This is a genomic window from Pseudomonas sp. AM8 (assembly GCF_036346475.1).
GTDB classification, from domain to species: domain Bacteria; phylum Pseudomonadota; class Gammaproteobacteria; order Pseudomonadales; family Pseudomonadaceae; genus Aquipseudomonas; species Aquipseudomonas marginalis.
In genome coordinates this window covers 1-25,696 of record NZ_JAOTNX010000026.1, presented here as the reverse complement: position 1 = coordinate 25,696, position 25,696 = coordinate 1, and the positions used below count along the sequence as shown (strand labels likewise).

The following is a 25,696-nucleotide window of genomic DNA, read 5'->3' as shown; positions in this document are numbered from 1 at the left end:
TTGTTTTGGCCGGTCTTGCTTACTGGGCTTTTTCAGCGGCCAGCTCTTCCAGGTCGATATAGCGGTTGCCGATACGAGGGTGCAGGCGGCCGCCATCGGCGCAGCCCAATACCACGACGATTTCATCGGCACGCGGCGAATCCTCGATGTGCATTTCCAGGGTGATGTAGTGCGAACGCAGGCCTTCGTCGTCCTTGTGCATCATCGGGATCTGGATCGAGGTGCCCGGGCCGCCGCGCTTGTTGGTGAAGCTCAGGTAGCTCTTGGCCTTGACCGCTTCACGGTAGTGATTGCCGAAGCGCAGGGTATGGATGATCGCGCTGGCGTGTTCGATCTCGCCATCGGCCCCGACCACAGCAGCCTTGCCATACGCCTCGATGTTTTCGGCGCCGCCAATGATGCCCACCAGGCGCTCGACCATCAGCGCGCCGAGGTCGGAGCAATTGGCCCGGATTTCCGGCTTGAGGTCTTCGACGAAGCCACGACCCAGCCATGGATTCTTCAGCACCACGGCGAGGCCGACCATCTTCACCGGGGTATCCGAGGCCTTGCCGCCTTCGATAAAGGTTTCTTCAACGTAGCTGACGATCTTGCGAATTTCGAAACTCATGAGCGGCTCCATCAGGTGTGGGGGAGTGGATTACGTATGATGGTATACCATAATACGCAAAGCACAAGCGTCGCAAATGAGTTTGCGTGGGTAAGGCGATAAAGGGGGTGTGAAATTCTTCTTGGGGCGATGTTAAAAAATGTTAGATCGAAAAAATACTTCACATAATCCGTTCATTGGTGGATGATCGATCCCAATTCCAACGCGGCTCGCCGGTGTGGTGTCAGCCGCCGTTTTCCCCTGGAGTACCCCATGAATAATAAGAATGTCGGTGTGATCGGTCTGGGCGCGATGGGGCTGGGCATTGCCCGCTCGCTGTTGCGCGCAGGTTTCAATGTGCATGCCTGTGATGTACGCGAGGCGGTTACCCGGCAGTTCGCCGGCGAAGGCGGGGTGGCGTGCGCGTCGCCGGCGCAGATGGCCGAGGCCTGTGATGTGCTCATCACCGTGGTGGTCAACGCCGAGCAGACCGAGACCGTGCTGTTTGGTGAGGGCGGTGCCGTGGCGGCGCTGCGTCCCGCCAGCCTGGTGATCGGCTGTGCCACCGTGGCCCCGACCTACGCCGTGGACCTCGGCCAGCGCTTGGGCGAACACGGCCTGCTGTACCTGGATGCGCCGATTTCCGGCGGTGCGGCCAAGGCCGCCGCCGGTGAGATGACCATGATGACCTCCGGCCCGCAGGCCGCTTATGCCAAGGCCGATGCAGTGCTGGCGGGCATGGCCGGCAAGGTGTATCGCCTGGGCGACGTCCATGGTTTGGGCTCCAAGGTCAAGATCATCAACCAGTTGCTCGCCGGCGTGCACATCGCCGCCTCCGCCGAAGCCATGGCCCTGGGCCTGCGCGAAGGCGTGGACGCCGATGCCTTGTACGAGGTGATCACCCACAGCGCCGGCAATTCCTGGATGTTCGAAAACCGCGTGCCGCACATTCTCAAGGCCGACTACACGCCACTGTCGGCGGTGGATATTTTCGTCAAGGACCTCGGCCTGGTGCTGGATACCGCGCGTGCGAGCAAATTCCCGCTGCCGTTGTCGGCCACTGCGCACCAGATGTTCATGCAGGCTTCCAGCGCCGGTTTTGGCCGCGAGGACGACTCGGCGGTGATCAAGATTTTCCCCGGCATCGACCTGCCGACTGCCAAGCCCGAGCCGGTGTAAGGAACGCGTTATGACTAACCACACCACGCGCCCGTTGCTGGGCTGCATCGCCGACGATTTCACCGGCGCCACCGACCTGGCCAACATGCTGGTGCGCGGCGGTATGCGCACGGTGCAGAGCATCGGCATCCCCAGCCGCGAAGTCGCGGACGGGCTGGATGCGGACGCCATCGTCATCGCCCTCAAGTCGCGTACCACGCCGGTCGCAGAGGCTGTGGAGGAATCCCTGGCCGCGCTGGACTGGCTGCGCGAGCAGGGCTGCGAACAGATTTTCTTCAAGTATTGCTCGACCTTTGACTCCACTGCCGCCGGCAATATCGGCCAGGTCAGCGAGGCCTTGCTCAAGGCGCTGGGCAGTGATTTCACCCTGGCCTGCCCGGCGTTCCCGGAAAACGGCCGGACGATTTTCCGTGGCCACCTGTTTGTGCAGGACCAGTTGCTCAATGAGTCGGGCATGCAACATCACCCGCTGACGCCCATGGGCGACGCGAACCTGGTGCGCGTGCTGCAGAGCCAGACGCAACTGCCGGTCGGGCTGCTGCGGTACGACAGCATCGCCGCGGGCGTCGAGGCGACCCGTAAAAAAATCGCCGCACTGCGCGAGCAAGGCGTGGGCATTGCCATCGCCGATGCGCTGTCCGATCAAGACCTCTACACCCTCGGCAGCGCCTGCGCCGACTTGCCTTTGCTCACGGGTGGCTCGGGCCTGGCCTTGGGTTTGCCAGGCAATTTCCGCCGTGCCGGTAAGCTGCGCGACTTCGATGCGGCGACGCTGCCGACTATCAGCGGTGGCGAGGTGGTGCTCGCCGGCAGTGCCTCGGTAGCGACCCTCGGCCAGGTCGCGGCCTGGTGCGAGGCGGGCCGCCCGGCATTGCGCATTGATCCCATCGCCCTGGCTGCCGGTGAACCGGTGGTGGCGCAGGCGCTGGCGTTTGCCCGCGACAGCGCACACACCGTATTGATCTACGCCACCAGCACCCCCGCCGAGGTCAAGGCCGTGCAAGAGCGGCTCGGCGTCGAACGCGCCGGGGCCCTGGTGGAGAACGCCTTGGGCGAGATCGCCGCGGGCTTGCGCGAGCAAGGCGTGCGGCGTTTCGTGATCGCCGGCGGGGAAACCTCCGGCTCGGTGGTCAAGGCCCTCGGCGTCAACCTATTGCAGATTGGTGCGCAGATCGACCCTGGCGTGCCGGCCACCGTCAGCAGTTCCGCCGAGCCGCTGGCGCTGGCGCTGGCGCTCAAATCCGGCAACTTCGGTGGCCGTGAGTTCTTCGCCAAAGCCCTCGCGCACCTGGCCGGAGGTGCCCAGTGACTGGCATCGACGAACAGGCCCTGCGCGAAGAAATCTGCGATGTCGGCCACAGCCTGTACCAGCGTGGCTACACCGTCGGCAGCGCCGGCAATATCAGTGCGCGCCTCGACGATGGCTGGCTGATCACCCCCACCGATGTCTGCCTCGGGCGCCTCGTGCCAGGCGCTATTGCCAAGGTCAACCTGAAGGGCGAGTGGGTGTCCGGGGACAAACCGTCCAAGACCCTGGCCCTGCATCGCCAGGTGTATGACCGCAACCCCTCGGTGGGCGGTGTGGTGCACACCCACTCCACCCACCTGGTTGCGCTGACCCTGGCAGGCGTGTGGAGCGCGGAGGATATCTTGCCGCCGCTCACGCCTTACCAGGTGATGAAGGTCGGTCACATTCCCTTGATCGGCTATCAGCGTCCGGGTTCGCCCAAGGTCGCCGAGCAGGTCGCGCAACTGGCCAACAGCGTGCGAGGGGTGATGCTCGAACGCCTGGGGCCGGTGGTCTGGGAGAGTTCGGTGGCCAAGGCCAGCTACGCCCTGGAAGAGTTGGAAGAAACCGCACGGTTGTGGTTGATGAGCAACCCCCGGCCGGCGCCGTTGGATCAGGCTGCACTGGATGAATTGCGCGAGACCTTCGGCGCGCACTGGTAACCCGCAAGACGACACGGCAAGTGCTGCCCGAGCGCCTGGTTTGACGCTCGACGGACCCGGCTTGCCTAAAAAAACAATAACAACAGGACATTCTTGAATGAGCCCACTGATTTTGATGTTGACCGCTGGCGCGGGTATCGCGCTGCTGCTGTTTCTGGTCCTCAGGTACAAATTCCAGCCGTTTGTCGCGTTGATGCTGGTGAGTATCGTGGTGGCGCTGGTGGCCGGGGTGAAACCGGCTGACCTGGTGGCGACGATCGAGGGCGGCATGGGCAAGACCCTGGGCCATATCGCGATCATCATTGCCCTGGGCGCGATGATCGGGCGGATCATCGAGCTGTCCGGCGGTGCCGAGGCCCTGGCCAAGTCGTTGATCGAGCGCTTCGGCAACAGCCGTACGCCGCTGGCGCTGACCATCGCCGGGTTCATCATCGGCGTGCCGGTGTTCTTTGAAGTCGGGGTGATCATCCTGATGCCGTTGGCCTATGGCGTGGCACGCCGGGCGCGCAAGCCGCTGCTGGTGTTCGCCTTGCCGATGTGTGCGGCGCTGCTCACCGTGCATGCCTTCCTGCCGCCCCATCCGGGCGCCGTAGCCGCCGCCAGCCAACTGGGCGCTGACCTGGGCCGGGTACTGATGTTCGGCCTGCCGATCACCGCATTGTTGTGCTACATCGGCTACCGCGTGGCGGGACGCATGACCCGGCGCTTCTATCCGATGACCGACGATATCCGTGCAGAAGTCTATGGCCCCCACGTGACCAATGAAGACCTGCGGGCCTGGACCAACGGCAATCACCAGGCGGTGCAACAGAGCGCCGTGGCCGAGTCCCATATGGGATTGGAAGAGTCCACCAGCGCCATTGCCGCCAAGCTGCCGGCGGCGCCTGCACCCGGTTTTGGCCTGATTGTGAGCCTGATCCTGCTGCCGATTGTGCTGATTTTGCTGGGCACCCTGGCCACCTCGCTGCTGCCGATCGAATCGGCGTTGCGTGGGGTGATGACCGTGCTGGGCGCGCCGTTGGTGGCGCTGCTGATCGACACCTTGCTGTGCGCCTGGTTGCTGGGTTCGCGCCGGGGTTGGAGCCGCAGCCAGGTGTCGGATGTGATCGGCTCGGCCTTGCCGGGCGTGGCCATGGTGATCCTGATCGCCGGCGCCGGGGGCGTGTTCGGCAAGGTGCTGGTGGACACCGGCATCGGCGCGGTAGTCTCCGACATGCTGCGCACCACCGGCCTGCCGGTGCTGGCCCTGGGCTTTTTGTTGACCATGCTGCTGCGCGCGGTGCAGGGTTCGACCACCGTGGCCCTGGTGACCACGGCGGGGATCATCAGCCCGCTGATCGTGACCCTCAACCTCACGCCCAACCACCTGGCGCTGCTGTGCCTGGCCATGGGCGGTGGCGGGCTGGCGATGTCGCATATCAACGACGCCGGCTACTGGATCTTCACCAAGCTCGCCGGGCTCAACGTGGCAGACGGTCTGCGCACGTGGACGGTGATCACCACCTTGCTCGGTACCTTGGGGTTCGTGATTACATTGTTGATCTGGCCTTTTGTCTGACTCTTGGGAGCTTTTATGCCTCGTTTTGCTGCCAACCTGAGCATGCTGTACCCGCAACATGATTTTCTCGAGCGTTTCGCGGCGGCGAAGGCCGATGGTTTCGACGCGGTGGAATACCTGTTCCCCTACGACTACAGCGCCGAGGCACTCAAGCAACGCCTGAGTGACTACGGCCTGGTCCAGGCCCTGTTCAATGCACCACCGGGCGATTGGGCGGCGGGGGAGCGCGGCATCGCCACGCTGCCGGGGCGTGAGGCCGAGTTTCGCAGTGGCTTCGACCGCGCGTTGGAATACGCCGCCGTGCTCGGCAACGACCGCGTGCACGTCATGGCCGGCTTGCTGCCCTCGGAAAACCTGCGTCAGCGCCATCAGGCCGTGTACCTGGAAAACCTCGCCTACGCCAGCGCCGCTGCGGCCAAGGTCGGCGTCACCGTGTTGCTGGAACCGATCAACACCCGCGACATGCCCGGGTTTTTCCTCAACCGCCAGGGCCAGGCCCACGCCATCTGCCGGGAGGTCGGCGCGCACAACCTCAAGGTGCAGTTTGACTGCTACCACTGCCAGATCGTCGAAGGCGACTTGGCCACCAAGCTGCGTCGCGATTTCGACGGCATTGGCCATATCCAGATTGCCGGGGTACCGGACCGTCACGAGCCTGACCTGGGCGAGCTGAACTATGGGTTCCTGTTCGAACTGATGGACCAGTTGGGCTACGACGGCTGGGTCGGCTGCGAATACCGGCCAAAGGGCGACACCTCGGCGGGCCTGCAATGGTTACGGGACTGGAAAGCGGCTCGGTAGTCGACGAGCCTCTGTGTCGGTTCGGTTCAAATGTGGGAGGGGCGGTGCGACGATTCGACTTGCCCCCGATAGCGGTATGTCAGCCAACACCTCTACCAACCCTGCCACCGCCATCGAAGCCTAGCTAAAGCTCGACCTCTCCTACAAAGGGAGGGCATCACGCCGGCAACGGATCACCCGGCAGCATCAATTCAATCCCGCGCTTGCGGATGCCATCTGCCGCTGCCGGGGCCAGGGCGTCGTCGCTGATGATCACGTCGAACGGTTCCAGCCCGGCGATGCGGTACATGCTGAAGGTGCCGTATTTGGAACTGCTCGCCACCAGCACCACCTGGGACGCCGATTGCATCGCCACTTGCTTGACCTCGACTTTCAGCGCCGAGGGGGTGGTGATACCTCGGTGCAAATCCCAGGAGCTGGTGGACACAAAGGCGATGTCCGTCACCACCTGGCGCAGGGTTGCCACGGCCAGCCCGCCGACGGAAGAATGGTTGTCATGGTCCAGTTGGCCGCCGGTGTGGATCACCGTGACCTGTGTCGCATCCATCAGGGCCTGCACGATCCCGAAGTCATTGGTGACCACGGTCATCCCCGACAGCGCCTTGATATACGGGACGATCTCCAGGGTGCTGGTGCCGGCATCCAGGTACACCGTCATGTCCGCGTGCAGCAACCGTGCGGCCAGTCGTGCCATGGCCTGCTTTTGCGGCAACTCCACCACGGCTTTGGATTGATGGCTGGGTTCGCTGTGCAACTGGCTGGCGATCCGGACCCCACCGGTGACGGAGTACGCCCGGCCTTCCTGCTCCAGCAGGGCGATATCGCGGCGCACGGTCATGTGCGAGCAGTCGAACATCTCCATCAACTGGTGCACGCTCATCACCTGATGCTTGCGCAACTGCCGCAGGATCTGTTCGCGACGCTGCTCGGGAATCATCGGGGTGCTGCTGTCGGTGGCCGTGTCCTTCGGGTTGGGCATTAAGGCTCCGCAGTGGTTGGGTAAGAGGCGGGGAGTGCGTGGCTATAGTAGCCAATACACGCCCCCGCCGGCGACCCCGGTGTGACAGCGGTCAGAACTTGAACCGCCCCACCAACCCCTTGAGCTGACCGGAAATATCCGTCAACCGCCCTGATCCGGTCTGCGCCGAGTGGGCAAAGCCTTCGACCAGTTGCGCATCGGCATGGATCTGCGCGATGTGCCGGTTGATCTCTTCGGCCACCTGGTGCTGTTCTTCGGCCGCGGTGGCGATCTGGGTGTTCTGGTCGCGGATCGAGTCCACCGAGCCTTGGATCTTGTCGAAGCTGTCGCGGGCCTGCTGGATGCGTTCCACGCTGGTGTGGGACACCAGCAGGCTGCCCTGCATCTGCTGGGTGACTTCCTGGGTGCGGCGGGCGAGGTTGCCCAGCAGGCTGTCGATTTCACCGGTGGAGTCGGCAGTGCGGCGCGCCAGGGCGCGGACTTCGTCGGCGACCACGGCAAAACCGCGGCCCTGGTCACCGGCGCGCGCGGCTTCAATCGCGGCGTTGAGTGCCAGCAGGTTGGTCTGTTCGGCGATCGAGCGGATGGTGTCGAGGATGGTGTTGATGTTCTGGCTGTCCTGCTCCAGCAACTGCATGGTCTGGGTCGACTTTTGCAGGTCTTCGCTGAGCTTGAGCACGCTGCCGGTGGCTTCGCCGATGTGCTGCTGGCCATTGTGCACGTCGCGGTAGCCCTCGTCGGCACTCGCGGCGGCGGCGCTGCAGGAGCGCGCGACTTCGTTGGCGGTGGCTACCATTTCGTTGAACGCGGTGCTTACCAGCTCCACGGCTTCACGTTGGCGCCCGGCGGCCTGGTTCATGTTGTTGGCGACTTCGCTGGTGTCGGCGGCGGCGGTTTGCAGGTCGGAAGAGGCGTTGCCGATGCGCTGTACCAGTTGCGCGATCATGCTCAGGAACTGGTTGAACCAGCCCGCCAGGCTGGCGGTTTCGTCCTTGCCTTGCACCTTGAGTTGGCGCGTCAGGTCGCCTTCGCCTTCAGCAATTTCTTGCAGGCCGTCGGCCACCCCGCGAATCGGGCGTACGATCATGCTCGCAAAACTGGCGCCGACAATCGCGAACACCACGGCCAGGGCGGCGGCAATCGCGGCGATCAACCACGTGAGGCTGGTGGCGCCGGCCATGACTTCATCGCGTTTGATCAGGCCGATAAAGCGCCAGCCCAGATCCTTGGAACTGACCACGTTGGCCATGTAGGCCACGCCGTCGATGTCGATCTGGGTCACGCCGTCGCCGCGCTTGGCCAGTTCGGCGTAGTTGGGGCCCAGGTCGGCCATCGGCTTGAAGTTGTGCTTGGCGTCGCTGGGGTCCACCAGCACGTTGCCGTTGGCTTCCACCAGCATCAGGTAGCCGCTGTCGCCCAGCTTGATGTTGCGCACCAGCTCGGTGAGCTGCTTGAGCGACACGTCCAGGCCGACCACGCCGAGTATGTTGCCGGTGGCGTCGGCGACGGTGTGCACGGTGCCGATCAGGACCACGTCGTCCGGTGCCCAGTAATAGGCGCCGGTGCGCACGGTGGCGCCTGGCGCGGCGATGGCGGCTTTGTACCAGGGGCGTACGCGTGGGTCGTAGTTGTTCAGTTTGGTGTCATCAGGCCAGCTGGCATAACCGCCGTCGGCGAGGCCCAAAGACAAGTAGGCGGTGCTCGGGTGGCTCTTGGCGAACTGGTCGAAAATCGCCAGCAGGTCTTTGTTGGTCTGGGTCAGGGGGATTTGCGCGGCGTCGGCGCCGGCGTAGCTCTTGAGATCCTTGGCCGCGACAACGCGCGGGTCCTTGGCCACGAAGTCGACGTTCTGGCTGATGCCATCGAAGAACTGCTTCATGCCGTTGTCGATCTGACGGATCTCGCGACCGCTGCTGTCGAGGAAATTGGCCAGGGCCCCCTCGCGCAGATTCAGCACTACCAACACGGCCACCAGGATGACCGGGAGGCACGCGATAGCCGCGAACGCCCAGGTCAGCTTCTGCTTGATATTCATGACTTCACCTGCGGGTATTTATAGTTTTGGCAAGGGGAAACGCTAGTGCTGAATGCCGCATGTGTTGTTATGAAGGGGGTAAGGCCCATGCGTACCTCCGGTTTATCGACCGAAGGGGCACGCACTTTAGGGCGCGGGGCGTGATCAGCCGATTGAGTGGTCGGCCAGGGCGTCGCGGCGCATCGATTGCAGGTTCTTCTCGATGGTTTCGCAGATGGCTTCCATCTGGATCTGGTGTTCGCTGGAGCGGAACGGGCTTTGCAGGTCGGTGCCGATGCGTTCGATGGCCAGCAGCATAAAACCCACCACGGTGGACGCCAGCGGGGTGAACCAGCCCAGGGATTCCACCAGGCCCACGGGCACGATCAGGCAGAACAGCGAGATAAACAGGCGTGGGAAATACACGTAAGGGTAGGGCAGTGGTGTGTTGGCGATCCGTTCCATGCCGCCCTGGGCATTGGACAGATCCACCAGGGTCGACTCCAGCCGCGCCAGGCGAATGCTGTCCAGGTGCCCGGCCTTGTATTCGCGGGCCAGCAACGCCGCCGAGCCGGTGAGGATGTCATTGGCAAAGTTGTTGGTGGCGCCGTTGCGGGCGAATTCCTCGGTGGGGATAAAGGCGCGTACTTCATCAGGGCACGGTTCGCCCCTGAGGTGCGCGGCCAGGCAATTTACGTAGGCCACGTGGCGGCGCAGCAGGGTGGACTTGATCGGGTTCACTTCGCCGTCAGGATCGTCCAGCAAGGTCAAAACCTGACGGGCAAAACTGCGCGAATTGTTGACCATCGCACCCCACAGCGTGCGCGCTTCCCACCAGCGGTTATAGGCGCTGCTGTTGCGAAAGCTGATGAGCACGATCAGTGCCGAGCCCAGCAGGGTGAGGGGCATCAGCGGCAAGTTGATCTTGGCGGTGAGGAACAGCATGAAGTCCACGGTGACGGCGACGTCCCACAACAACAGCCAGAACAGCGACCAGCCCACATAGCCCATGGTCTTGATGATCAGGCGGTACTTTTTGATGATGGCGGCTTTCAAACGACAACCTCGCGGCGAGCAGTAGGCAACAGTGCCTTAGCTCGGACGTCGGCTGGCGGGGAAGGTTCGCTGCGGCGCCTGAAACGGTTAAGCCGCCTGAGTTTTCTGGAACAATTTTGGTAGCGACGGTGTCCTCAGAGCTAATCACGCTAGATTGCGCCCAAGGCAAAACGCCATTATCGGTGCTGCAATTGAGATCAGTGGATCCAAGTTGTTTGATCAGGGCTCTTTCTCATGTGCAGTGGTTCGTTAAAGTTGGCGATGGAACAGTCGGCGCGGGCGTTTGAGCGCCATGTGGAGTTTGAAGCGAGTATTCGTACCCATTATTCGATTTTGCTGGAGTCCTATTCAAAAAGACCGTTTTTCTACAAGACCGCACTGAAGTTCAGTCGCTTGATGGTGTCCTTTACGTTATTGAGCACGTATTTCTCCAAGCCAGTTCCCTTACTGTCCGAGGTGAAAGAGTTTTGTGTGGCGCGCGGGTTCTGTTCGAGAAACAGCCTGGAGTCGATCTTCCTGCTGTTCAGGGTCCTGGGGTTCATGACGGTGTCGAGGCATGCGGATGACAGTCGTTTGCGGGTATTCAGTCCGTCATCCCAAGCCTGCGAGGAGATCAGGCTGATGCTTACGTCCGTGGTCGAGCCGCTGGGCGTGATGTGCCCGGAAACCGAGGTGTGCGGGTCAATGGCCGGGTTGGATGATCGCGCCTATCTGGCCCGTTATTTCAAAGGTTTTTCGGTGCTTCTGCGCCAGAACGTGACGATTGACCTGTTGATGCCTGATTGTTATTGGCTGGTAAAACGCGATGCCGGACATATGTTGATGCTGGCGATCTATAACGATGCGTGTGCGCTGGATAATCAAGGGGCAAGTTTCAGGTCTTCGTCCTACCTTTCCATCGCTGAGCAACTCTCGGTGTCCAAGACCCACGTTATTCGTCTGGTGCAAGAGGGGGCCGACCGGGGCTATTTCAAGATTCATTCCAAGACACTGCTTGAAGTCCTGCCACCTTTTATCGTGTTGGTAAGGCGGTTCATGGCGTATTCGTTTGCGACCTGCCTGCACAGTCTTCAACTGAGTCATGTCGATAATAAAGCGGCCACTCATGCACAGGGAGTGACGGGATGCCGGCTAATGTAAAGCTCAGGCCACGGATGCAAAGGCTGCTGTCGCCCGCCATTGCCCAGGCCGAACTGATCGGGATTTTCGCCTGGCTGGCGGTGTTGCTGGTTGATCGCGGGAGGATGTTCGGCTGGCCGGTCGTGCTGGTCACGATGGGTCTGTGCGCGGTGTATGGGGTCCACCGGGTGGTGACTCAGTATGTGCTGTGGCGGGCGCTGGGCGTGGCCTACATGGCGCTGCTGTCCGCAGGTTTTGCCTATGTGGTTCACACCCGGCCTGCGTTGCAGGTGTTTGCCTTGCCGCTGGCCGTGACCCTGGTAATGAGCAGCGCAATCCTGTTTATCGTGGTTCAGGATTTTCTGTTCTGCGCCGCGTTGGTCTGGTTACTGACGTGGCCCCACATTCAGTTGAGCCTTTACGCAGGCGTCGACACCTACGTGTTTATCTTTTGCGCCGCGTCGGTGGCGATCGGTTCTGTCTTGAATGTCTACTACCTGAAAAACCTGCGCTCCGTGTTACTGGTCGAGAGTGAGTTTCGGGAATTGGCCGAGACGGATTACTTGACCTCCATCCTGAACCGGCGCGCCTTTATGGAGAGCTTCGCCAAACTGATTGCGGCCGGTGATACGGGCTACTTCATGATGTTGGATATCGACAGTTTCAAATTGAAGAATGACCAGTTCGGCCATGACGTCGGCGACAGGATTCTCTGTGCGATGGCCGCGTGCCTGAAAGCCACCCCCGGCAGCCACAGTTTCGGCAGGATTGGCGGTGAAGAATTCGGCGTGCTGCTGGTGGGCGATGACCCTGATGTCGCCACCGACTACGCGCTGCGCCTGCTGCAGGGGATTCGGTGCAGTGTCGCGCCGCCCCATCACTACACCTGCAGTGCGGGCATGACACGCTTTACGGCCGGGGCCGATATGTCGGCGGTCCTCAAACGTGCCGACCGCAACCTCTACGCCGCCAAGGGCAACGGCAAGGACCGTGTATATCTGGATGGCGCGCCGGTCTGCCATGGAGTGCCTTAGCTCGGACGCCGGCTTGCGGGGAAGGTTCGCCCTGAACCAGAAACGTTTAAGTTACGTGCGCTTCGGTTGAGGTGGAAGGAGGGCACCATGCTATGCTCTGGAGGCTAATTGAGGGATTTCAGATGACTAAAACAGCCGATATCAGTATTGCCAGCCACGTGCGTCGCCTGGCCAGGGCTCATCATGTTACCGCTGAGCGTGATGGCATAAGCCGAATGGCTGCTGCGATTACTAGCCTGGCTGGCGATGTGGTCGAGTTGGATGGTGTGGAGCAGTTGTTGGTCAATCTCAAGAGGAAGGGCGTTCTGAGTAAATCGGAAACCATGGCGCTTCAGGGCAGTTACCTCCAAGAGAAGCGACGCTCCAAGAAGAAGCTAAGCGCATGAATTTTGATCCCTTCGGCGATTTTGAGACCGCTGGGTACCTTCAAAATGCTCTACAGCTTAAAGATCCCATCGAAGTAAAAGAGTCAGAGCATCTATCGTTCGAACTGAGCATGGAAGACGCGCTTCGATACTTGGCCCAAAAAAAAAGTATCGATTACTCGTCCGTACTCAAAGTACACGAGCTCCTGTTCTCTGATTTTTATCACTGGGCGGGTAAGGATCGAACTGAGCTTGTTCCACATCTTGCCGTTTTCAAAGGTTCTCAAGACGATCCACACCATACCCCGTTTGAGCATCCGGCATCGATCAGACTCTCCGTCGACTATGCATTTGAGCTGGCGTCGAACAAGAAGCGCTTCAGGGATCGCCCTGGTGACGTCATGGGCCAGTTGGCATTCGCGCATCCTTTTCTCGATGGCAATGGGCGCACGATTCTGCTGGTTTTCATGGAACTTTGTTATCGAGCCAAGTTCGCCATTGAATGGTCAAAAACCAACAAGGATGATTACCTCCGGGCACTCAGTGCGGAAATCAAAGAGCCGTTTAAAGGGCATCTGAATGATTACCTGCAACCCTTCGTGGTCGATATTGCACATCGTGACGAATGGCCAGGAATGATAGGTGGTCTAAAAGGTTTGGATGGGCTTGATAAGGAAAGGATTACCTACGAAAGCCTTGATAATCCTGAGGTTCAAAAGATTTACACAACCTACAGAGCGCAATCGCTCGCTGCGCCTTCATCCAAAAAATAGGACCACGATGCCCAGAGTTGGCTTGATTTCCGATACCCATGGCCTGCTGCGGCCTGAAGCGGTGGCGGCCTTGCAGGGATGCGAGCAGATCATCCATGCCGGCGATATCGGCAGCCCTGAGATTCTTCAGCAATTGGCACAGATCGCGCCCCTGCACGTGGTGCGTGGCAACAATGACCAGGACGCGGCGTGGGCGGAGCAGGTGCCCGATCATCTGATGCTGGAGGTGGACGGATGGCGGACGTTGGTGGTGCATGATATCGCCGACGTACCCGCCTTACTCCACACGTCTACTCGGCTGGTGATCACCGGCCATTCGCACAAGCCCCTGATCGAATGGCGGGGCGCAACACTGTACGTAAACCCCGGCAGTGCAGGGCGGCGGCGCTTCAAGTTGCCGGTGACGTTGGCGGTGCTGGACGTGCGGGAAATGACGATCGAGTCGCAGCTGATCGCGCTGCTGGACTGATCCGGCTTTTATCGTTGCGTCAGGATGCTCTGCAACAATCCCGGAAACCGTTCCTCAAGCACCTCGCCGCGCAATGAATTCATGTGGGTAGTGCCCACGCTGCGGGTGTGTACCAGGCCGGCATCGCGCAGGACCCGGAAGTGGTGGGACATGCTGGACTTGGGGCGCCCGCCGTCCAGTTCGCCGCAACTGGCCTCGGGCACGCCGGCCAGGCAGCGGACAATCTCCAGGCGCACCGGATCACTCAGCGCGTATAGCAGACGCTCGAGGGTCAGGTCTTCCGGGGTGGGGTGTTTAAAGGCTCGCATGAAACGAATCATAACAGGGGGCTATCATCGAATACCATAGTTCGATTACCATCGAACTATCGAATCATCCACTCGCTCCCGGAGTTCTCAATGTCCGCTTTGTTCGAACCGTTCAAACTCAAAGACGTCACCCTGCGCAATCGCATCGCCATCCCGCCAATGTGCCAATACATGGCCGATGACGGCATCGTCAACGACTGGCACCTCGTACACCTGGCCAGTATGGCTCGGGGTGGTGCCGGTTTGCTGGTGGTCGAGGCCACCGCTGTAGCGCCTGAGGGGCGTATCACCCCAGGCTGCGCCGGTCTCTGGAGCGACGCCCACGCCGAAGCGTTCGTGCCCATGGTCAAGGCCATCAAGGCCGCCGGTTCGGTGCCCGGCATCCAGATCGGCCACGCCGGTCGCAAAGCCAGCGCCAACCGCCCGTGGGAAGGGGACGACCACATACCTGCCTCCGATGCGCGCAGCTGGGAAACCATCGCGCCGTCGGCCATCGCCTTTGGTGCCAACCTGCCGCAAGTGCCACGCGCCATGACCCTGGACGACATCGCTCGGGTCAAGCAGGACTTCGTCGACGCCGCCCGCCGTGCCCGTGACGCCGGTTTCGAGTGGATCGAACTGCACTTCGCCCATGGCTACCTGGGCCAGAGCTTCTTCTCCGAGCATTCCAACCAGCGCACCGACGCCTACGGTGGCAGCTTCGACAACCGCAGCCGTTTCCTCCTGGAAACCCTGGCTGCCGTGCGCGAGGTCTGGCCGGAAAACCTGCCGCTGACCGCGCGTTTTGGCGTGATCGAATACGACGGCCGGGACGAACAGACCCTGACCGAATCCATCGAACTGGCCCGTAACTTCAAGGCCGGCGGCCTGGACCTGCTGAGCGTCAGCGTCGGTTTCACCATCCCCGACACGAATATCCCGTGGGGCCCGGCCTTTATGGGCCCGATCGCCGAGCGCGTGCGCCGCGAAGCGGGCATCCCGGTGACCTCGGCCTGGGGCTTTGGCACGCCGCAACTGGCGGAGGGTGCGTTGCAGGCTGGGCACCTGGACCTGGTCTCGGTCGGTCGTGCGCACCTGGCTGACCCGCATTGGGCGTACTTTGCGGCCAAGGAACTGGGGGTTGAGAAGTCGTCCTGGACCTTGCCGGCGCCTTACGCCCATTGGTTGGAGCGGTATCGCTGATCGGATCCTGACGACGTATAGAAATCCAAATTTGGGGGGGCTTGCTCCCGATAGCGGTGGAACAGCCAGCTTATTTTCAGCTGATCCACCGCTATCGGAGCAAGCCCCCTCCCACATTGGGTTCGCATCAAACTTCCTGCATGTCGATACCAAGGGGTTACCTGAAAAATAGCGAATGAGAACAGATGTCAAACGCGAATGGATTGGTATACCATTCGCGCGAATTTTTGGCAGGTTTGCCGCCCCATCTGGCTCATTCACTAGGTTCAACATCCATGCGTCGTACCCTGATTTCCCTCTGCGTGCTTCAGGCGTTTTCCCCGTTTACCTGGGCCGAGGTTGTCCCTGCCGACAAGGCCAGTCTTGAGCTGCAAGCCACCAATGTCACCGGCGAGGCGGACTACGAGACGGCTCAAGGGCCGGTCAAGGGCTACCACGCCACACGTTCGGCGAGTGCGACGCGCACTGACACCTCGATTCATGAAACCCCGCAGTCCATCAGCGTCGTGTCCAAGGATGTGGTCGAAGACATCGGCGCCACCCGTTTGCAGGACGCCCTGGACTACGCCGGTGGCGTCGGCCGCGCCAATAACTTCGGCGGCCAGGGGCTCACCACCTTCACCGTACGTGGCTTCACCACCGGCGAGTTCTACCGCAACGGTTTCCCGATCAACCGCGGTTACCCGAACATGCCGGACGCCAACACCATCGAACGCCTCGAAGTGCTGCGCGGCCCGGCGACCATGCTGTATGGCCGTGGCGATCCCGGCGGCACCTTCAACGTGGTGTCCAAGCAACCGCTGGCCGAGCCGACCGTGACCCTCGGCAGCCAACTGGATGACCAGGGCATGCAGCGCGCCACCCTCGACGCTTCCGGCCCGCTGGACGAACAAGGTCGCCTGGCCTATCGCCTGAACGTGGTGGGCGAGGGCGGTGACACGTTCCGTGATCACGTCGAGACCGAACGCTACGGCGTGACCCCGGTGATCACCTGGCAGGCCAGCGATGACACCAAGGTGATCTTCGAAGGCGACTTCATGCGCAACAACCACCCGCTGGACCGTGGCCTGACGCGCTACCCCAATCAAAAAGGCACTGCCTCGCGCGACACCTTCTGGGGTGAAAAAGACGTCGGCAAACTGCACAACGACAACAGCATGGCCCAGCTGCGTTTCGAGCACCTGCTCAATGACAGCTGGACCCTGGGCGGTGGTTTCCAATGGCTGGACGGCACCTTGCAAGGCAATGCCATTGAAGCCAACGGCCTGGCCGCCGACGGTCGCACCCTGGGCCGCAACTTCAACTATCGCAAACTGGAGTGGACCGACAAGGACACTCAGCTCAACCTCACCGGGCATTTCTCCACCGGTGGTTTCGACCACACCTTGCTCACCGGCGTCGAATTCGAAGACTACGACTACAAGTCGATCATCCAGCGCTCCAGCGGCGCAGTGGGTGCTTATTCAATCGACATCTTCAACCCGGTCTACGACCAGGCGCGCCCGAACCTCACGCGCACGCCGACCCACGACAAGGAAAACCTCAAGACCTACGCGGCCTTCGTGCAGGATCAGGTGGCCCTGACCGAGCGCCTTAAAGTGCTCGCCGGCGCACGCTTCGAGCGCTTTGAACACGACTACCACACCTACGTGCCGGGCGGTAAAAGCTGGGAAGCCAGCGACAACGCCGTCACCCCACGCGTGGGTGTGATCTACGACCTCACCGACACCGTTGCGGTCTACGCCGACGCCGCGCGTTCGTTCAAGCCCAACACCGGCGCCAGTCGCCAGGGCGGTGGTTTTGAACCGGAGAAAGGCAAATCCTACGAGATGGGCATCAAGTGGGAAGCCCTGGACCGTCAACTGAGTGTCGACGCCGCGATCTACCAGATCGAGAAGAAAAACGTGCTCACCACCGACCCTCTCGACTCCACCTTCAGCGTCGCCGCCGGCCAGGTGCGCAGCCGTGGTTTCGACCTGAACGTGGTGGGCAATATCACCCCCGAGTGGCGTGTGATCGGTGGCTACGCCTACGTGGATGCCGAAGTGACCAAGGACAACACCCTGCGCAGCGGCACGCGCTTGCTGAACATCCCGCGCAACAGCTTCAGCCTGCTCAACGTCTACGAGTTCCAGGACGGCGCCCTCAAGGGCCTGGGCCTCGGCGCGGGTGGCAAGTATGTGGATGAACGGGCCGGGCAGACCTCCAACAACGCCTTCTCGATGGATGCCTACACCGTGGTCGACCTGCTCAGCTACTACAAGGTCAACGACAAGGTGCGGCTGAACCTGGACGTGAAGAACCTGTTCAATCGCGACTATGAAGAAGGTGCGTTCGGCAACGTATACGCCTACCCCGGCGAACCGCGCACGGTGCAGGTAGGGATCGCCTACACCCTCTAACGGCTTGCACAGTGCCAGTGTGGGGGCTTGCTGTGGTGAGGGGGCTTGCTGTGGTGAGCGGGCTTGCCCCGCGTTGGGCTGCGAAGCGGCCCCAATACGGGGCAAGCCCGCTCACCACAGCAAGCCCGCACCCACATTTGATTGCATTTACATTACAGCGGCGTCAGCACATTCATCACCGTATCCAACGCCACCCGCGTGTCATCCAGCTGCACCAGCGACGCATGCCGCGCGCCAAGGGCGTCGCGGTTTTTTATCGCGGTGAGGATCGCCTTGTGCCGGGGCAGGCTCAGGCCTTGGATGTCCGGGCGGCGGTTGGTGATGTTGATCGACTCGCGCAGCGGCAACGACAGCATGTTGCACATATAGGCGAGCAGGTCGTTGCGGGTGGCGTCGGCAATGGCGCGGTGGAAGTCCAGGTCGGCCTGCAGCAGCTGCTCGTGGGTCTGCGCGGTTTCCATGCCCTGGTAGGCTTTTTCGATGGTGGCGATGTCTTCATCGGTGGCGGTGGTCGCGGCCATGGCGGCGATCTCCGGCTCGAGGATGCGCCGCACACCGGCCAGGGTATTGAAGAATTCACTGTGGGGCGTGGACTGCATCAACCAGGACAACACGTCCGGGTCGAGCAGGTGCCATTTCAAGCGCGGTCGCACCACCGCGCCCACCCGCGGCTTGGAATACACCAGGCCCTTGGCGCTGAGCACCCGGGTCGCTTCGCGCAACACCGAACGACTGACCTTGTACTCCTCGCAGAGCGTGGCCTCCATGGGCAACCGTTCTTCGGGCTTGAAGCGACCTGAAACGATGTGCATGCCCAAGTCCTGAACGATCTGGGCATGCATGCTCTTGCGCGGCTTGGGCGGCTGGTGATCCATAACGACAGGGATGCTCTGACTTAAATTCGCGGCATCATAGCATCCCAATTAGTGGGAATGCCGGGGGACTTCAGCCCCACGGCAACCCACCAGGAAGTCAAAGTCGCAACCCTGGTCGGCCTGCAGCACATGATCGATGTACAACTGGCGGTAGCCGCCGACGATCAGGTTCTGCGGCGGTTTCAGGTCGGCCATGCGCGCCGCCAGCTCTGCGTCGGGGATGTCCAGGTGCAGGCGGCCATTGGCGCAGTCGAGTTCGATCCAGTCACCTTCCTTCACGGTGGCCAACGGTCCACCGGCAGCGGCTTCCGGCGCCACGTGCAAGACCACGGTGCCGTAGGCGGTGCCGCTCATGCGCGCATCGGAGATCCGCACCATATCGGTCACGCCTTGGGCCAGCAGTTTGGCCGGCAAGCCCATGTTGCCGACTTCGGCCATGCCTGGGTAACCCTTGGGCCCGCAGTTTTTCATGACCAGGATCGAGTTGGCGTCCACGTCCAGTTCCGGGTCATTGATACGCGCCTTGTACATGTCGAAGTTCTCGAACACCACCGCACGGCCGCGATGCTGCATCAGCTCGGCGCTGGCCGCCGACGGCTTGAGCACCGCGCCGAGTGGCGCCAGGTTGCCGCGCAGCACGCAGATGCCACCGTCGGCGCGGATCGGGTTGTCGAGGGTGCGGATCACTTCGTCCTGGCCGTAGATCGGCGAGTCCTTGGTGTTTTCGCCCAGGGTCTTGCCGTTGACGGTCAAGGCGTTCGGGTGCGGGATCAGGTTGGCTTCACCGAGGCGACGCAGCACGGCGGGCAGGCCACCAGCGTAGTAGAACTCTTCCATCAGGAAGCGCCCCGACGGTTGCAGGTCGACGATGGTCGGCATGCCGCGACCGATGCGGGTCCAGTCGTCCAGGTCGAGCTCGACGCCGATGCGCCCGGCGATGGCTTTCAAGTGGATCACGGCGTTGGTCGAACCACCGATGGCGGCGTTCACGCGGATGGCGTTTTCAAACGCCTCCTTGGTGAGGATCTTCGACAGCTTCAAGTCTTCGCGCACCATCTCTACCGCACGCATGCCGGACATATGGGCCAGCACATAACGCCGCGCATCCACCGCCGGGATCGCCGCGTTGTGGGGCAGGGACGTGCCCAGTGCCTCGGCCATGCAGGCCATGGTCGACGCAGTGCCCATGGTGTTACAGGTGCCCGCCGAGCGCGACATGCCGCCTTCGGCCGCGAGGAAATCATCCAGGGTAATGGTGCCGGCCTTGACCTGTTCACTGAGCTGCCACACCACGGTGCCCGAGCCGATGTCCTGGCCCTTGTGCTTGCCGTTGAGCATCGGCCCACCGGTGACCACGATGGCCGGTACGTCGCAACTGGCGGCGCCCATCAGCAGGGCCGGGGTGGTCTTGTCGCAGCCGGTCAGCAACACCACACCGTCAATCGGGTTGCCGCGGATGGCTTCCTCCACGTCCATGCTCGCCAGGTTGCGAGTGAGCATGGCGGTGGGGCGCAGGTTGGATTCGCCGTTGGAGAACACCGGGAATTCCACCGGGAAGCCACCGGCCTCGATCACGCCACGTTTGACGTGCTCGGCGATCTGGCGGAAATGCGCATTGCACGGGGTCAGCTCCGACCAGGTATTGCAGATGCCGATGATCGGCTTGCCATGGAACTGATGGTCGGCAATGCCCTGGTTCTTCATCCAGCTACGGTACATGAAGCCGTTTTTGTCGGCGGTACCAAACCACTGGGCGGAGCGTAGGCCGGGCTTTTTATCAGACATGATCGATTCTCTTATTGTATGACTATATGTTCTATGCGTGCTTAAACATAAGCGCAAAATCGATGCTTTGGAAGAGTTGTTTTGCAAATAGTCCTACTATATAGTCTGGCTTAACTGAGGTATGACCCTGGCGGATTTCCGCGAGAGGCGTCCCCCGAGCTTCTATAAAAACAACAATCGGAGATCGACCCCATGAGCCAGGAACTGCGGCTTATTCGGCGCATCACGCTGAAACTGATTCCCTTCCTGATCCTGCTGTACCTGATCGCCTACGTGGACCGTTCCGCCGTGGGGTTTGCCAAGCTGCACATGGGCGCCGACGTCGGTATCGGCGATGCGGCCTATGGCCTGGGCGCGGGGTTGTTCTTCATTGGCTACTTCCTCTTCGAGATCCCCAGCAACCTGATGCTCGACCGCTTCGGCGCACGGCGTTGGTTCGCGCGGATCATGATCACCTGGGGCGCGATCACCATCGGCATGGCCTTCGTGCAAGGGCCGCACAGCTTTTATGTGATGCGCTTCCTGCTCGGCGCTGCCGAAGCCGGGTTCTTTCCCGGCGTCCTGTACTACATCACCCAATGGTTCCCGGTGCGCCATCGCGGCAAGATCCTCGGGCTGTTCATCCTCTCCCAACCGATTGCGATGATGATCACCGGCCCGGTGTCCGGCGGCCTGCTGGGCATGGACGGCATCCTCGGCCTGCATGGCTGGCAGTGGCTGTTCATCGTGATCGGCACCCCGGCGATCCTGCTCACCTGGCCAGTGCTGCGCTACCTGCCGGATGGCCCCAAGCAGGTCAAATGGATGAGCGACGCGGAAAAAACCTGGCTCACCGATGAATTGGCCAAGGACCTGCAAGCCTACGGCCAGACCCGCCACGGCAACCCGCTGCATGCCCTCAAGGACAAACGCGTGTTGCTGCTGGCGCTGTTCTACCTGCCGGTGACCCTGAGCATTTACGGCCTGGGCCTGTGGTTGCCGACCCTGATCAAACAGTTTGGCGGCACCGACCTGGTCACCGGCTTTATCTCCGCCGTGCCGTACATCTTCGGCATCATCGGCCTGCTGATCATCCCGCGCAGTTCCGACCGCCTGAATGATCGTTACGGCCACCTGGCCGTGCTGTATGTGCTGGGCGCCATCGGCCTGTTTTTCAGCGCCTGGCTGAGTGTGCCGGTGCTGCAAATGGCCGCGCTGTGCCTGGCGGCGTTTGCGATGTTTTCCTGCACCGCCGTGTTCTGGACCTTGCCGGGGCGCTTCTTTGCCGGCGCCAGTGCGGCGGCGGGCATTGCCTTGATCAACTCGGTGGGCAACCTCGGCGGCTATATCGGTCCGTTCGTGATCGGTGCGCTCAAGGAATACACCGGCAACCTCGCCTCGGGCTTGTACTTCCTGTCCGGGGTCATGGTGTTTGGGCTGGTCTTGACCGGCGTGGTCTACCGCCTGCTGGAGCGCAAGCACGTACTGCCCGCCGATCAATTCGCCGCCAGCGCCCGTGGCGCCACACGTACTTAATCTGGGAGAAGTTTCATGCGTTTAGTTCAGTTCGAGTCAAGCAACGGTGAACGCCGGGTCGGCGTTGTAGAAGGCGCCACAGTGCGCGAAGTGCGTACCGCGCGCAGCGTGCGCGAACTGGCGCTGGCCGCCATCGAGGCGGGCGTCAAGTTGCAGCAGCAGGTCGAGAGCCTGGGCCTGGGCGACAGCCATGACTACGCCGCACTGCTGGCCGACCTGAAGATTTTGCCACCGCTGGACCACCCGGACCCGGCCCATATGCTCATCAGCGGCACCGGCCTGACCCACCTGGGCAGCGCCTCGGCGCGGGACAAAATGCACCAGCAGGCCGGCGATGAGAGCGCCTTGACCGACACCATGCGCATCTTCAAATGGGGCGTGGAGGGCGGCAAGCCCGCTGCCGGCCAGGCCGGTGTGCAACCGGAATGGTTCTACAAGGGCGACGGCAGCATCGTCGTGCGCCCAGGCGAAGCCTTCCCGGTGCCACCGTTTGCCGAAGACGCCGGTGAAGAACCGGAAATCGGCGGCCTGTATGTGATCGGCCTGGACAGCAAGCCCTATCGCCTGGGGTTTGCAGTGGGCAACGAGTTCTCCGACCACATCATGGAGCGCAAAAACTACCTGTACCTGGCCCATTCCAAGCTGCGCAGCTGCAGCTACGGCCCCGAACTGCGCGTGGGCGAGTTGCCCCAGCACCTGGCCGGCACCAGCCGCATCCTGCGTAACGGCGAGGAAATCTGGCGGAACGAATTCCTCAGTGGCGAGGCCAATATGTGCCACAGCCTGGAAAATCTTGAGTACCACCACTTCAAATACCGCCAGTTCCTCAAGCCGGGCGATGTGCATATTCACTTCTTCGGTACCGCCACGCTGTCATTCGCCGATGGTATACGTACCCAACCGGGCGATGTGTTCGAGATCAGCCAGGCCGAGTTCGGCGCGCCGTTGGTCAATGGCGTCGGCAGCAGCGATGCGGCCTTTGAACCCGGCCAAGTCACCCCCCTTTAAGGAGATCAACATGACCCAGTTCCTCGGCCACAACTACATCGGCGGCCAGCGCAGCGCCAACGGCAGCGTCAAGCTGCACAGCGTCGATGCCAGCACGGGCGAAACCTTGCCGCAGGATTTCTATCAGGCCACGCCGGAAGAAGTCGACGCCGCCGCCAAGGCCGCCGCCGCTGCGTATCCGGCGTACCGTGCGTTGAGTGCTGCGCGCCGTGCGCAGTTCCTGGACGCGATCGCCGACGAGCTGGATGGCCTGAGCGATAACTTCATCGAGCTGGTCTGCCGCGAAACCGCGCTGCCTGCCGCCCGTATCAAAGGCGAGCGTGGGCGTACCAGTGGCCAGATGCGCCTGTTCGCCACGGTGCTGCGTCGCGGTGATTTCTACGGCGCACGCATCGACAAGGCGTTACCCGATCGCCAGCCGCTGCCACGCCCGGACCTGCGCCAATACCGCATTGGCCTGGGCCCGGTGGCCGTGTTTGGCGCGAGCAACTTCCCCCTGGCGTTTTCCACGGCCGGTGGTGATACCGCTGCGGCGCTGGCGGCGGGCTGCCCGGTGGTGTTCAAGGCCCACAGCGGGCATATGGCCACGGCTGAACAGGTGGCCAATGCCATCATCCGTGCGGCTGAAGCCACCGAGATGCCCGCCGGTGTGTTCAATATGATCTTCGGCGGCGGCGTCGGTGAGGCGCTGGTCAAGCACCCGGCGATCCAGGCAGTGGGCTTTACCGGCTCGCTCAAGGGCGGTCGCGCCTTGTGCGATATGGCCGCGGCACGCCCGCAGCCGATCCCGGTGTTTGCCGAGATGTCGAGCATCAACCCGGTGATCGTCCTACCCCAGGCCCTGCAAGCGCGGGCGGATGCTGTCGCTCGGGATCTGACCGCGTCGGTGGTGCAAGGCTGCGGCCAGTTCTGCACCAACCCTGGCCTGGTGATCGGTATCGCTTCGCCGCAGTTCACCGCGTTTACCCAACAGGTCGCCCAACTGATCGGTGAGCAACCGGCGCAAACCATGCTCAATGCCGGCACCCTGAGCAGCTACGGCAAAGGCCTGGAAAAACTCCTGGCGCACCCTGGCATTCAGCATTTGGCCGGTAGCACCCAGGCGGGCAATCAGGCGCAACCGCAGCTGTTCAAGGCCGATGTGCGCTTGCTGATCGATGGCGATGAAGTGCTGCAGGAAGAAGTCTTCGGCCCTACCACGGTGTTTGTCGAAGTTGCTGATCAAGCCCAACTCAGCGCTGCCTTGCACGGCCTGCACGGCCAGCTCACGGCGACGATCATTGGCGAACCGGCAGACTTTCAACAGTTCGCCGAACTCACGCCGCTGCTGGAACAGAAAGTCGGGCGCATCCTGCTCAACGGCTACCCGACCGGCGTCGAAGTCTGCGATTCGATGGTGCACGGCGGCCCGTATCCGGCGACGTCGGATGCCCGTGGCACCTCGGTCGGCACCTTGGCCATCGACCGTTTCCTGCGTCCGGTGTGCTTCCAGAACTACCCGGATAGCCTGCTGCCTGACGCGTTGAAAAACGCCAACCCGTTGCGCATCCAGCGCCTGGTGGATGGCACGCCATCCCGCGACTCGCTGTAAACACTTATCAGGAGGCGTCATGTCGTGTACCGCTGTCACTGAGCACCGTGCGCAACTGGGGGAAGGCCCGTTCTGGGACGTGCCGACCCAGGCGCTGTACTGGGTCAATATCGCCGGCAAACAGGCCCTGCGCCTGATGGACGGGCAGTTGCAGATCTGGCAGTTGCCCGAGCACGTTTCGGCGTTTATCCCGTGCGAACGCGGTGATGCGCTGGTGACCCTGAGCAGCGGTGTCTACCGTCTGGACCTGGCCACCGAAGCCCTGACCCTGTTGTGCGTGGCCGACCCGCAACCGGGCAACCGTGGCAATGAAGCGCGCTGCGATGCCCTGGGCCGCCTGTGGCTGGGCACCATGCAGAACAACATCGGCGAACACGGCGAAGACTTGCCGATCACGCGGCGCTCCGGCGGCCTGTTTCGCATCAATGCGGATGCGCAGGTCACGCCGTTGCTTCATGGCCTGGGCATTCCCAACACCTTACTGTGGAGCGAGGACGGCCGCCAGGTGCATTTCGGCGACAGCCTGGACGCCACGCTCTACCAGTATTCGATTCAGGCCGACGGCCAACTCGAGCCGGCACAGGTGTGGTTCGGCCCCCATGAGCGTGGCGGGCCGGACGGCTCGGCCATGGACAGTCAAGGCTACATCTGGAACGCCCGTTGGGACGGCAGTTGCCTGCTGCGCCTGACGCCCGAGGGGGAGGTGGACCGCATTATCGAGTTGCCCGTGAGTCGCCCCACCAGTTGCGTATTCGGTGGCCCCAACCTCACCACTTTGTATATCACCAGCGCCGCCAGCCCATTGGATCACCCTCTGGACGGTGCGGTGCTGGCCATCGAAGTCGATGTCCCCGGCATGCCTTGCCATCGCTTTGCCGGTTAGCTGCACCGCTTCACTGTAGGAGCGAGCTTGCTCGCGAAAAGCCTGAACGCGCCGCGTGCATTCAGGATGTACGCGTCATCGTTAACGTTTTTCGCGAGCAAGAACTAGGCGTCCCCCTCGCTCCTACAAAAAACAGCAAACAAAAAACAACAACAAGGAGTCACCCGTATGAATCATCGTCGTCGTGGTATCCGTTCCCTGTGCTGCGCCGCTGTGGCGGTCTCGGCCATGAGCTTGAGCGGGCTGTTGCTGGCCGCTGAA

Annotated in this window: 22 protein-coding genes and 2 pseudogenes; 16 read left to right on the top strand and 8 right to left on the bottom strand. The window is 62.0% G+C overall.

The window, feature by feature from the left end:
* Nucleotides 1-19: 19 nt before the first annotated feature.
* Complete coding sequence (locus tag V3W40_RS33815) at nucleotides 20-610, bottom strand: amino acid synthesis family protein (protein ID WP_027603604.1); 591 nt, start codon at nucleotides 608-610, stop codon at nucleotides 20-22.
* Nucleotides 611-793: 183 nt separating this feature from the next.
* Between V3W40_RS33815 and ltnD the strand changes: the two genes are divergently transcribed.
* The 5 genes from ltnD (at nucleotide 794) to otnI (ending at nucleotide 6,077) form a co-directional block, all read left to right on the top strand.
* Nucleotides 794-1,768: an L-threonate dehydrogenase gene (gene ltnD, locus V3W40_RS33810; protein ID WP_256097762.1), complete on the top strand. Its 975-nt coding sequence runs from the start codon at nucleotides 794-796 to the stop codon at nucleotides 1,766-1,768.
* Between the two features lie 10 nt (nucleotides 1,769-1,778).
* Nucleotides 1,779-3,077: a 3-oxo-tetronate kinase gene (gene otnK / locus V3W40_RS33805; protein WP_330216469.1), complete on the top strand. Its 1,299-nt coding sequence runs from the start codon at nucleotides 1,779-1,781 to the stop codon at nucleotides 3,075-3,077.
* Complete coding sequence (gene otnC, locus V3W40_RS33800; protein WP_065946550.1) at nucleotides 3,074-3,718, top strand: 3-oxo-tetronate 4-phosphate decarboxylase; 645 nt, start codon at nucleotides 3,074-3,076, stop codon at nucleotides 3,716-3,718. The genes otnK and otnC overlap by 4 nt, the downstream gene beginning before the upstream one ends.
* A gap of 97 nt (nucleotides 3,719-3,815) precedes the next feature.
* Nucleotides 3,816-5,276 carry a GntT/GntP/DsdX family permease gene (locus tag V3W40_RS33795; RefSeq protein ID WP_315871578.1) on the top strand — a complete coding sequence of 487 codons (1,461 nt, stop codon included), beginning with the start codon at nucleotides 3,816-3,818 and terminating at the stop codon, nucleotides 5,274-5,276.
* Between the two features lie 15 nt (nucleotides 5,277-5,291).
* Nucleotides 5,292-6,077, top strand: coding sequence for a 2-oxo-tetronate isomerase (otnI, locus tag V3W40_RS33790; protein WP_330216468.1), 786 nt, complete (start codon nucleotides 5,292-5,294; stop codon nucleotides 6,075-6,077).
* Nucleotides 6,078-6,234: 157 nt separating this feature from the next.
* On the opposite strand, the gene V3W40_RS33785 is transcribed toward otnI, so the two are convergent.
* The 4 genes and pseudogenes from V3W40_RS33785 to V3W40_RS33775 form a co-directional block, all read right to left on the bottom strand.
* The gene (locus V3W40_RS33785; RefSeq protein WP_065926387.1) at nucleotides 6,235-7,056 is read right to left on the bottom strand and encodes a DeoR/GlpR family DNA-binding transcription regulator; all 822 of its coding nucleotides are present in this window, start codon (nucleotides 7,054-7,056) and stop codon (nucleotides 6,235-6,237) included.
* A 91-nt stretch (nucleotides 7,057-7,147) separates the two neighbouring features.
* Nucleotides 7,148-7,663 (bottom strand): annotated as a pseudogene (locus V3W40_RS35090) (methyl-accepting chemotaxis protein); the annotation flags it as partial.
* 348 nt (nucleotides 7,664-8,011) lie between these two features.
* A pseudogene (locus V3W40_RS35085) lies at nucleotides 8,012-8,935 on the bottom strand (HAMP domain-containing protein); the annotation flags it as partial.
* A 300-nt stretch (nucleotides 8,936-9,235) separates the two neighbouring features.
* Nucleotides 9,236-10,126: a bestrophin family protein gene (locus V3W40_RS33775; protein ID WP_065926385.1), complete on the bottom strand. Its 891-nt coding sequence runs from the start codon at nucleotides 10,124-10,126 to the stop codon at nucleotides 9,236-9,238.
* A gap of 261 nt (nucleotides 10,127-10,387) precedes the next feature.
* On the opposite strand from V3W40_RS33775, the gene V3W40_RS33770 reads away from it, so the two are divergent.
* From V3W40_RS33770 to V3W40_RS33750, 5 genes are all read left to right on the top strand, one after another.
* Nucleotides 10,388-11,266 (top strand): hypothetical protein, encoded by an 879-nt coding sequence (locus V3W40_RS33770; RefSeq protein WP_065926384.1) that lies wholly within the window; start codon nucleotides 10,388-10,390, stop codon nucleotides 11,264-11,266.
* Nucleotides 11,251-12,279, top strand: a complete 1,029-nt coding sequence (locus V3W40_RS33765; RefSeq protein WP_330216467.1) for a GGDEF domain-containing protein — start codon at nucleotides 11,251-11,253, stop codon at nucleotides 12,277-12,279. The genes V3W40_RS33770 and V3W40_RS33765 overlap by 16 nt, the downstream gene beginning before the upstream one ends.
* A gap of 122 nt (nucleotides 12,280-12,401) precedes the next feature.
* Complete coding sequence (locus tag V3W40_RS33760) at nucleotides 12,402-12,665, top strand: hypothetical protein (RefSeq protein ID WP_137213080.1); 264 nt, start codon at nucleotides 12,402-12,404, stop codon at nucleotides 12,663-12,665.
* Nucleotides 12,662-13,417, top strand: a complete 756-nt coding sequence (locus V3W40_RS33755; RefSeq protein ID WP_330216466.1) for a Fic/DOC family protein — start codon at nucleotides 12,662-12,664, stop codon at nucleotides 13,415-13,417. The genes V3W40_RS33760 and V3W40_RS33755 overlap by 4 nt, the downstream gene beginning before the upstream one ends.
* A 7-nt stretch (nucleotides 13,418-13,424) precedes the next feature.
* Complete coding sequence (locus V3W40_RS33750) at nucleotides 13,425-13,886, top strand: metallophosphoesterase family protein (RefSeq protein WP_330216465.1); 462 nt, start codon at nucleotides 13,425-13,427, stop codon at nucleotides 13,884-13,886.
* Nucleotides 13,887-13,894: 8 nt separating this feature from the next.
* Here V3W40_RS33750 and V3W40_RS33745 read toward each other — a convergent pair whose 3' ends face one another.
* Nucleotides 13,895-14,206 (bottom strand): ArsR/SmtB family transcription factor, encoded by a 312-nt coding sequence (locus tag V3W40_RS33745; protein WP_027603612.1) that lies wholly within the window; start codon nucleotides 14,204-14,206, stop codon nucleotides 13,895-13,897.
* Nucleotides 14,207-14,284: 78 nt separating this feature from the next.
* On the opposite strand from V3W40_RS33745, the gene V3W40_RS33740 reads away from it, so the two are divergent.
* Both V3W40_RS33740 and V3W40_RS33735 read left to right on the top strand, forming a co-directional pair.
* Complete coding sequence (locus tag V3W40_RS33740) at nucleotides 14,285-15,376, top strand: NADH:flavin oxidoreductase/NADH oxidase (protein ID WP_074846065.1); 1,092 nt, start codon at nucleotides 14,285-14,287, stop codon at nucleotides 15,374-15,376.
* Between the two features lie 275 nt (nucleotides 15,377-15,651).
* The gene (locus V3W40_RS33735) at nucleotides 15,652-17,778 is read left to right on the top strand and encodes a TonB-dependent siderophore receptor (protein WP_330216464.1); all 2,127 of its coding nucleotides are present in this window, start codon (nucleotides 15,652-15,654) and stop codon (nucleotides 17,776-17,778) included.
* Between the two features lie 152 nt (nucleotides 17,779-17,930).
* Here the strand turns inward: V3W40_RS33735 and V3W40_RS33730 are convergent, their stop codons facing one another.
* Both V3W40_RS33730 and V3W40_RS33725 read right to left on the bottom strand, forming a co-directional pair.
* A complete protein-coding gene (locus V3W40_RS33730) occupies nucleotides 17,931-18,653 on the bottom strand; it encodes a FadR/GntR family transcriptional regulator (RefSeq protein WP_330216463.1) in 723 nt (240 codons plus the stop codon).
* Between the two features lie 48 nt (nucleotides 18,654-18,701).
* Entirely contained in the window at nucleotides 18,702-20,438 is a 1,737-nt protein-coding gene (locus V3W40_RS33725) for an IlvD/Edd family dehydratase (protein WP_027603618.1), read from the bottom strand.
* A gap of 192 nt (nucleotides 20,439-20,630) precedes the next feature.
* Here V3W40_RS33725 and V3W40_RS33720 point away from each other — a divergent pair, with 192 nt between their 5' ends.
* The 4 genes from V3W40_RS33720 to V3W40_RS33705 are packed head-to-tail and all read left to right on the top strand — an operon-like array spanning nucleotide 20,631 to nucleotide 25,435.
* Entirely contained in the window at nucleotides 20,631-21,953 is a 1,323-nt protein-coding gene (locus V3W40_RS33720) for an MFS transporter (protein ID WP_053139479.1), read from the top strand.
* A gap of 15 nt (nucleotides 21,954-21,968) precedes the next feature.
* Nucleotides 21,969-22,961 (top strand): AraD1 family protein, encoded by a 993-nt coding sequence (gene araD1, locus V3W40_RS33715; RefSeq protein ID WP_330216462.1) that lies wholly within the window; start codon nucleotides 21,969-21,971, stop codon nucleotides 22,959-22,961.
* 10 nt (nucleotides 22,962-22,971) lie between these two features.
* Nucleotides 22,972-24,552 carry an aldehyde dehydrogenase (NADP(+)) gene (locus tag V3W40_RS33710; RefSeq protein WP_065926376.1) on the top strand — a complete coding sequence of 527 codons (1,581 nt, stop codon included), beginning with the start codon at nucleotides 22,972-22,974 and terminating at the stop codon, nucleotides 24,550-24,552.
* A gap of 19 nt (nucleotides 24,553-24,571) precedes the next feature.
* Nucleotides 24,572-25,435 (top strand): SMP-30/gluconolactonase/LRE family protein, encoded by an 864-nt coding sequence (locus V3W40_RS33705; protein WP_065926375.1) that lies wholly within the window; start codon nucleotides 24,572-24,574, stop codon nucleotides 25,433-25,435.
* Nucleotides 25,436-25,696: the final 261 nt, after the last annotated feature.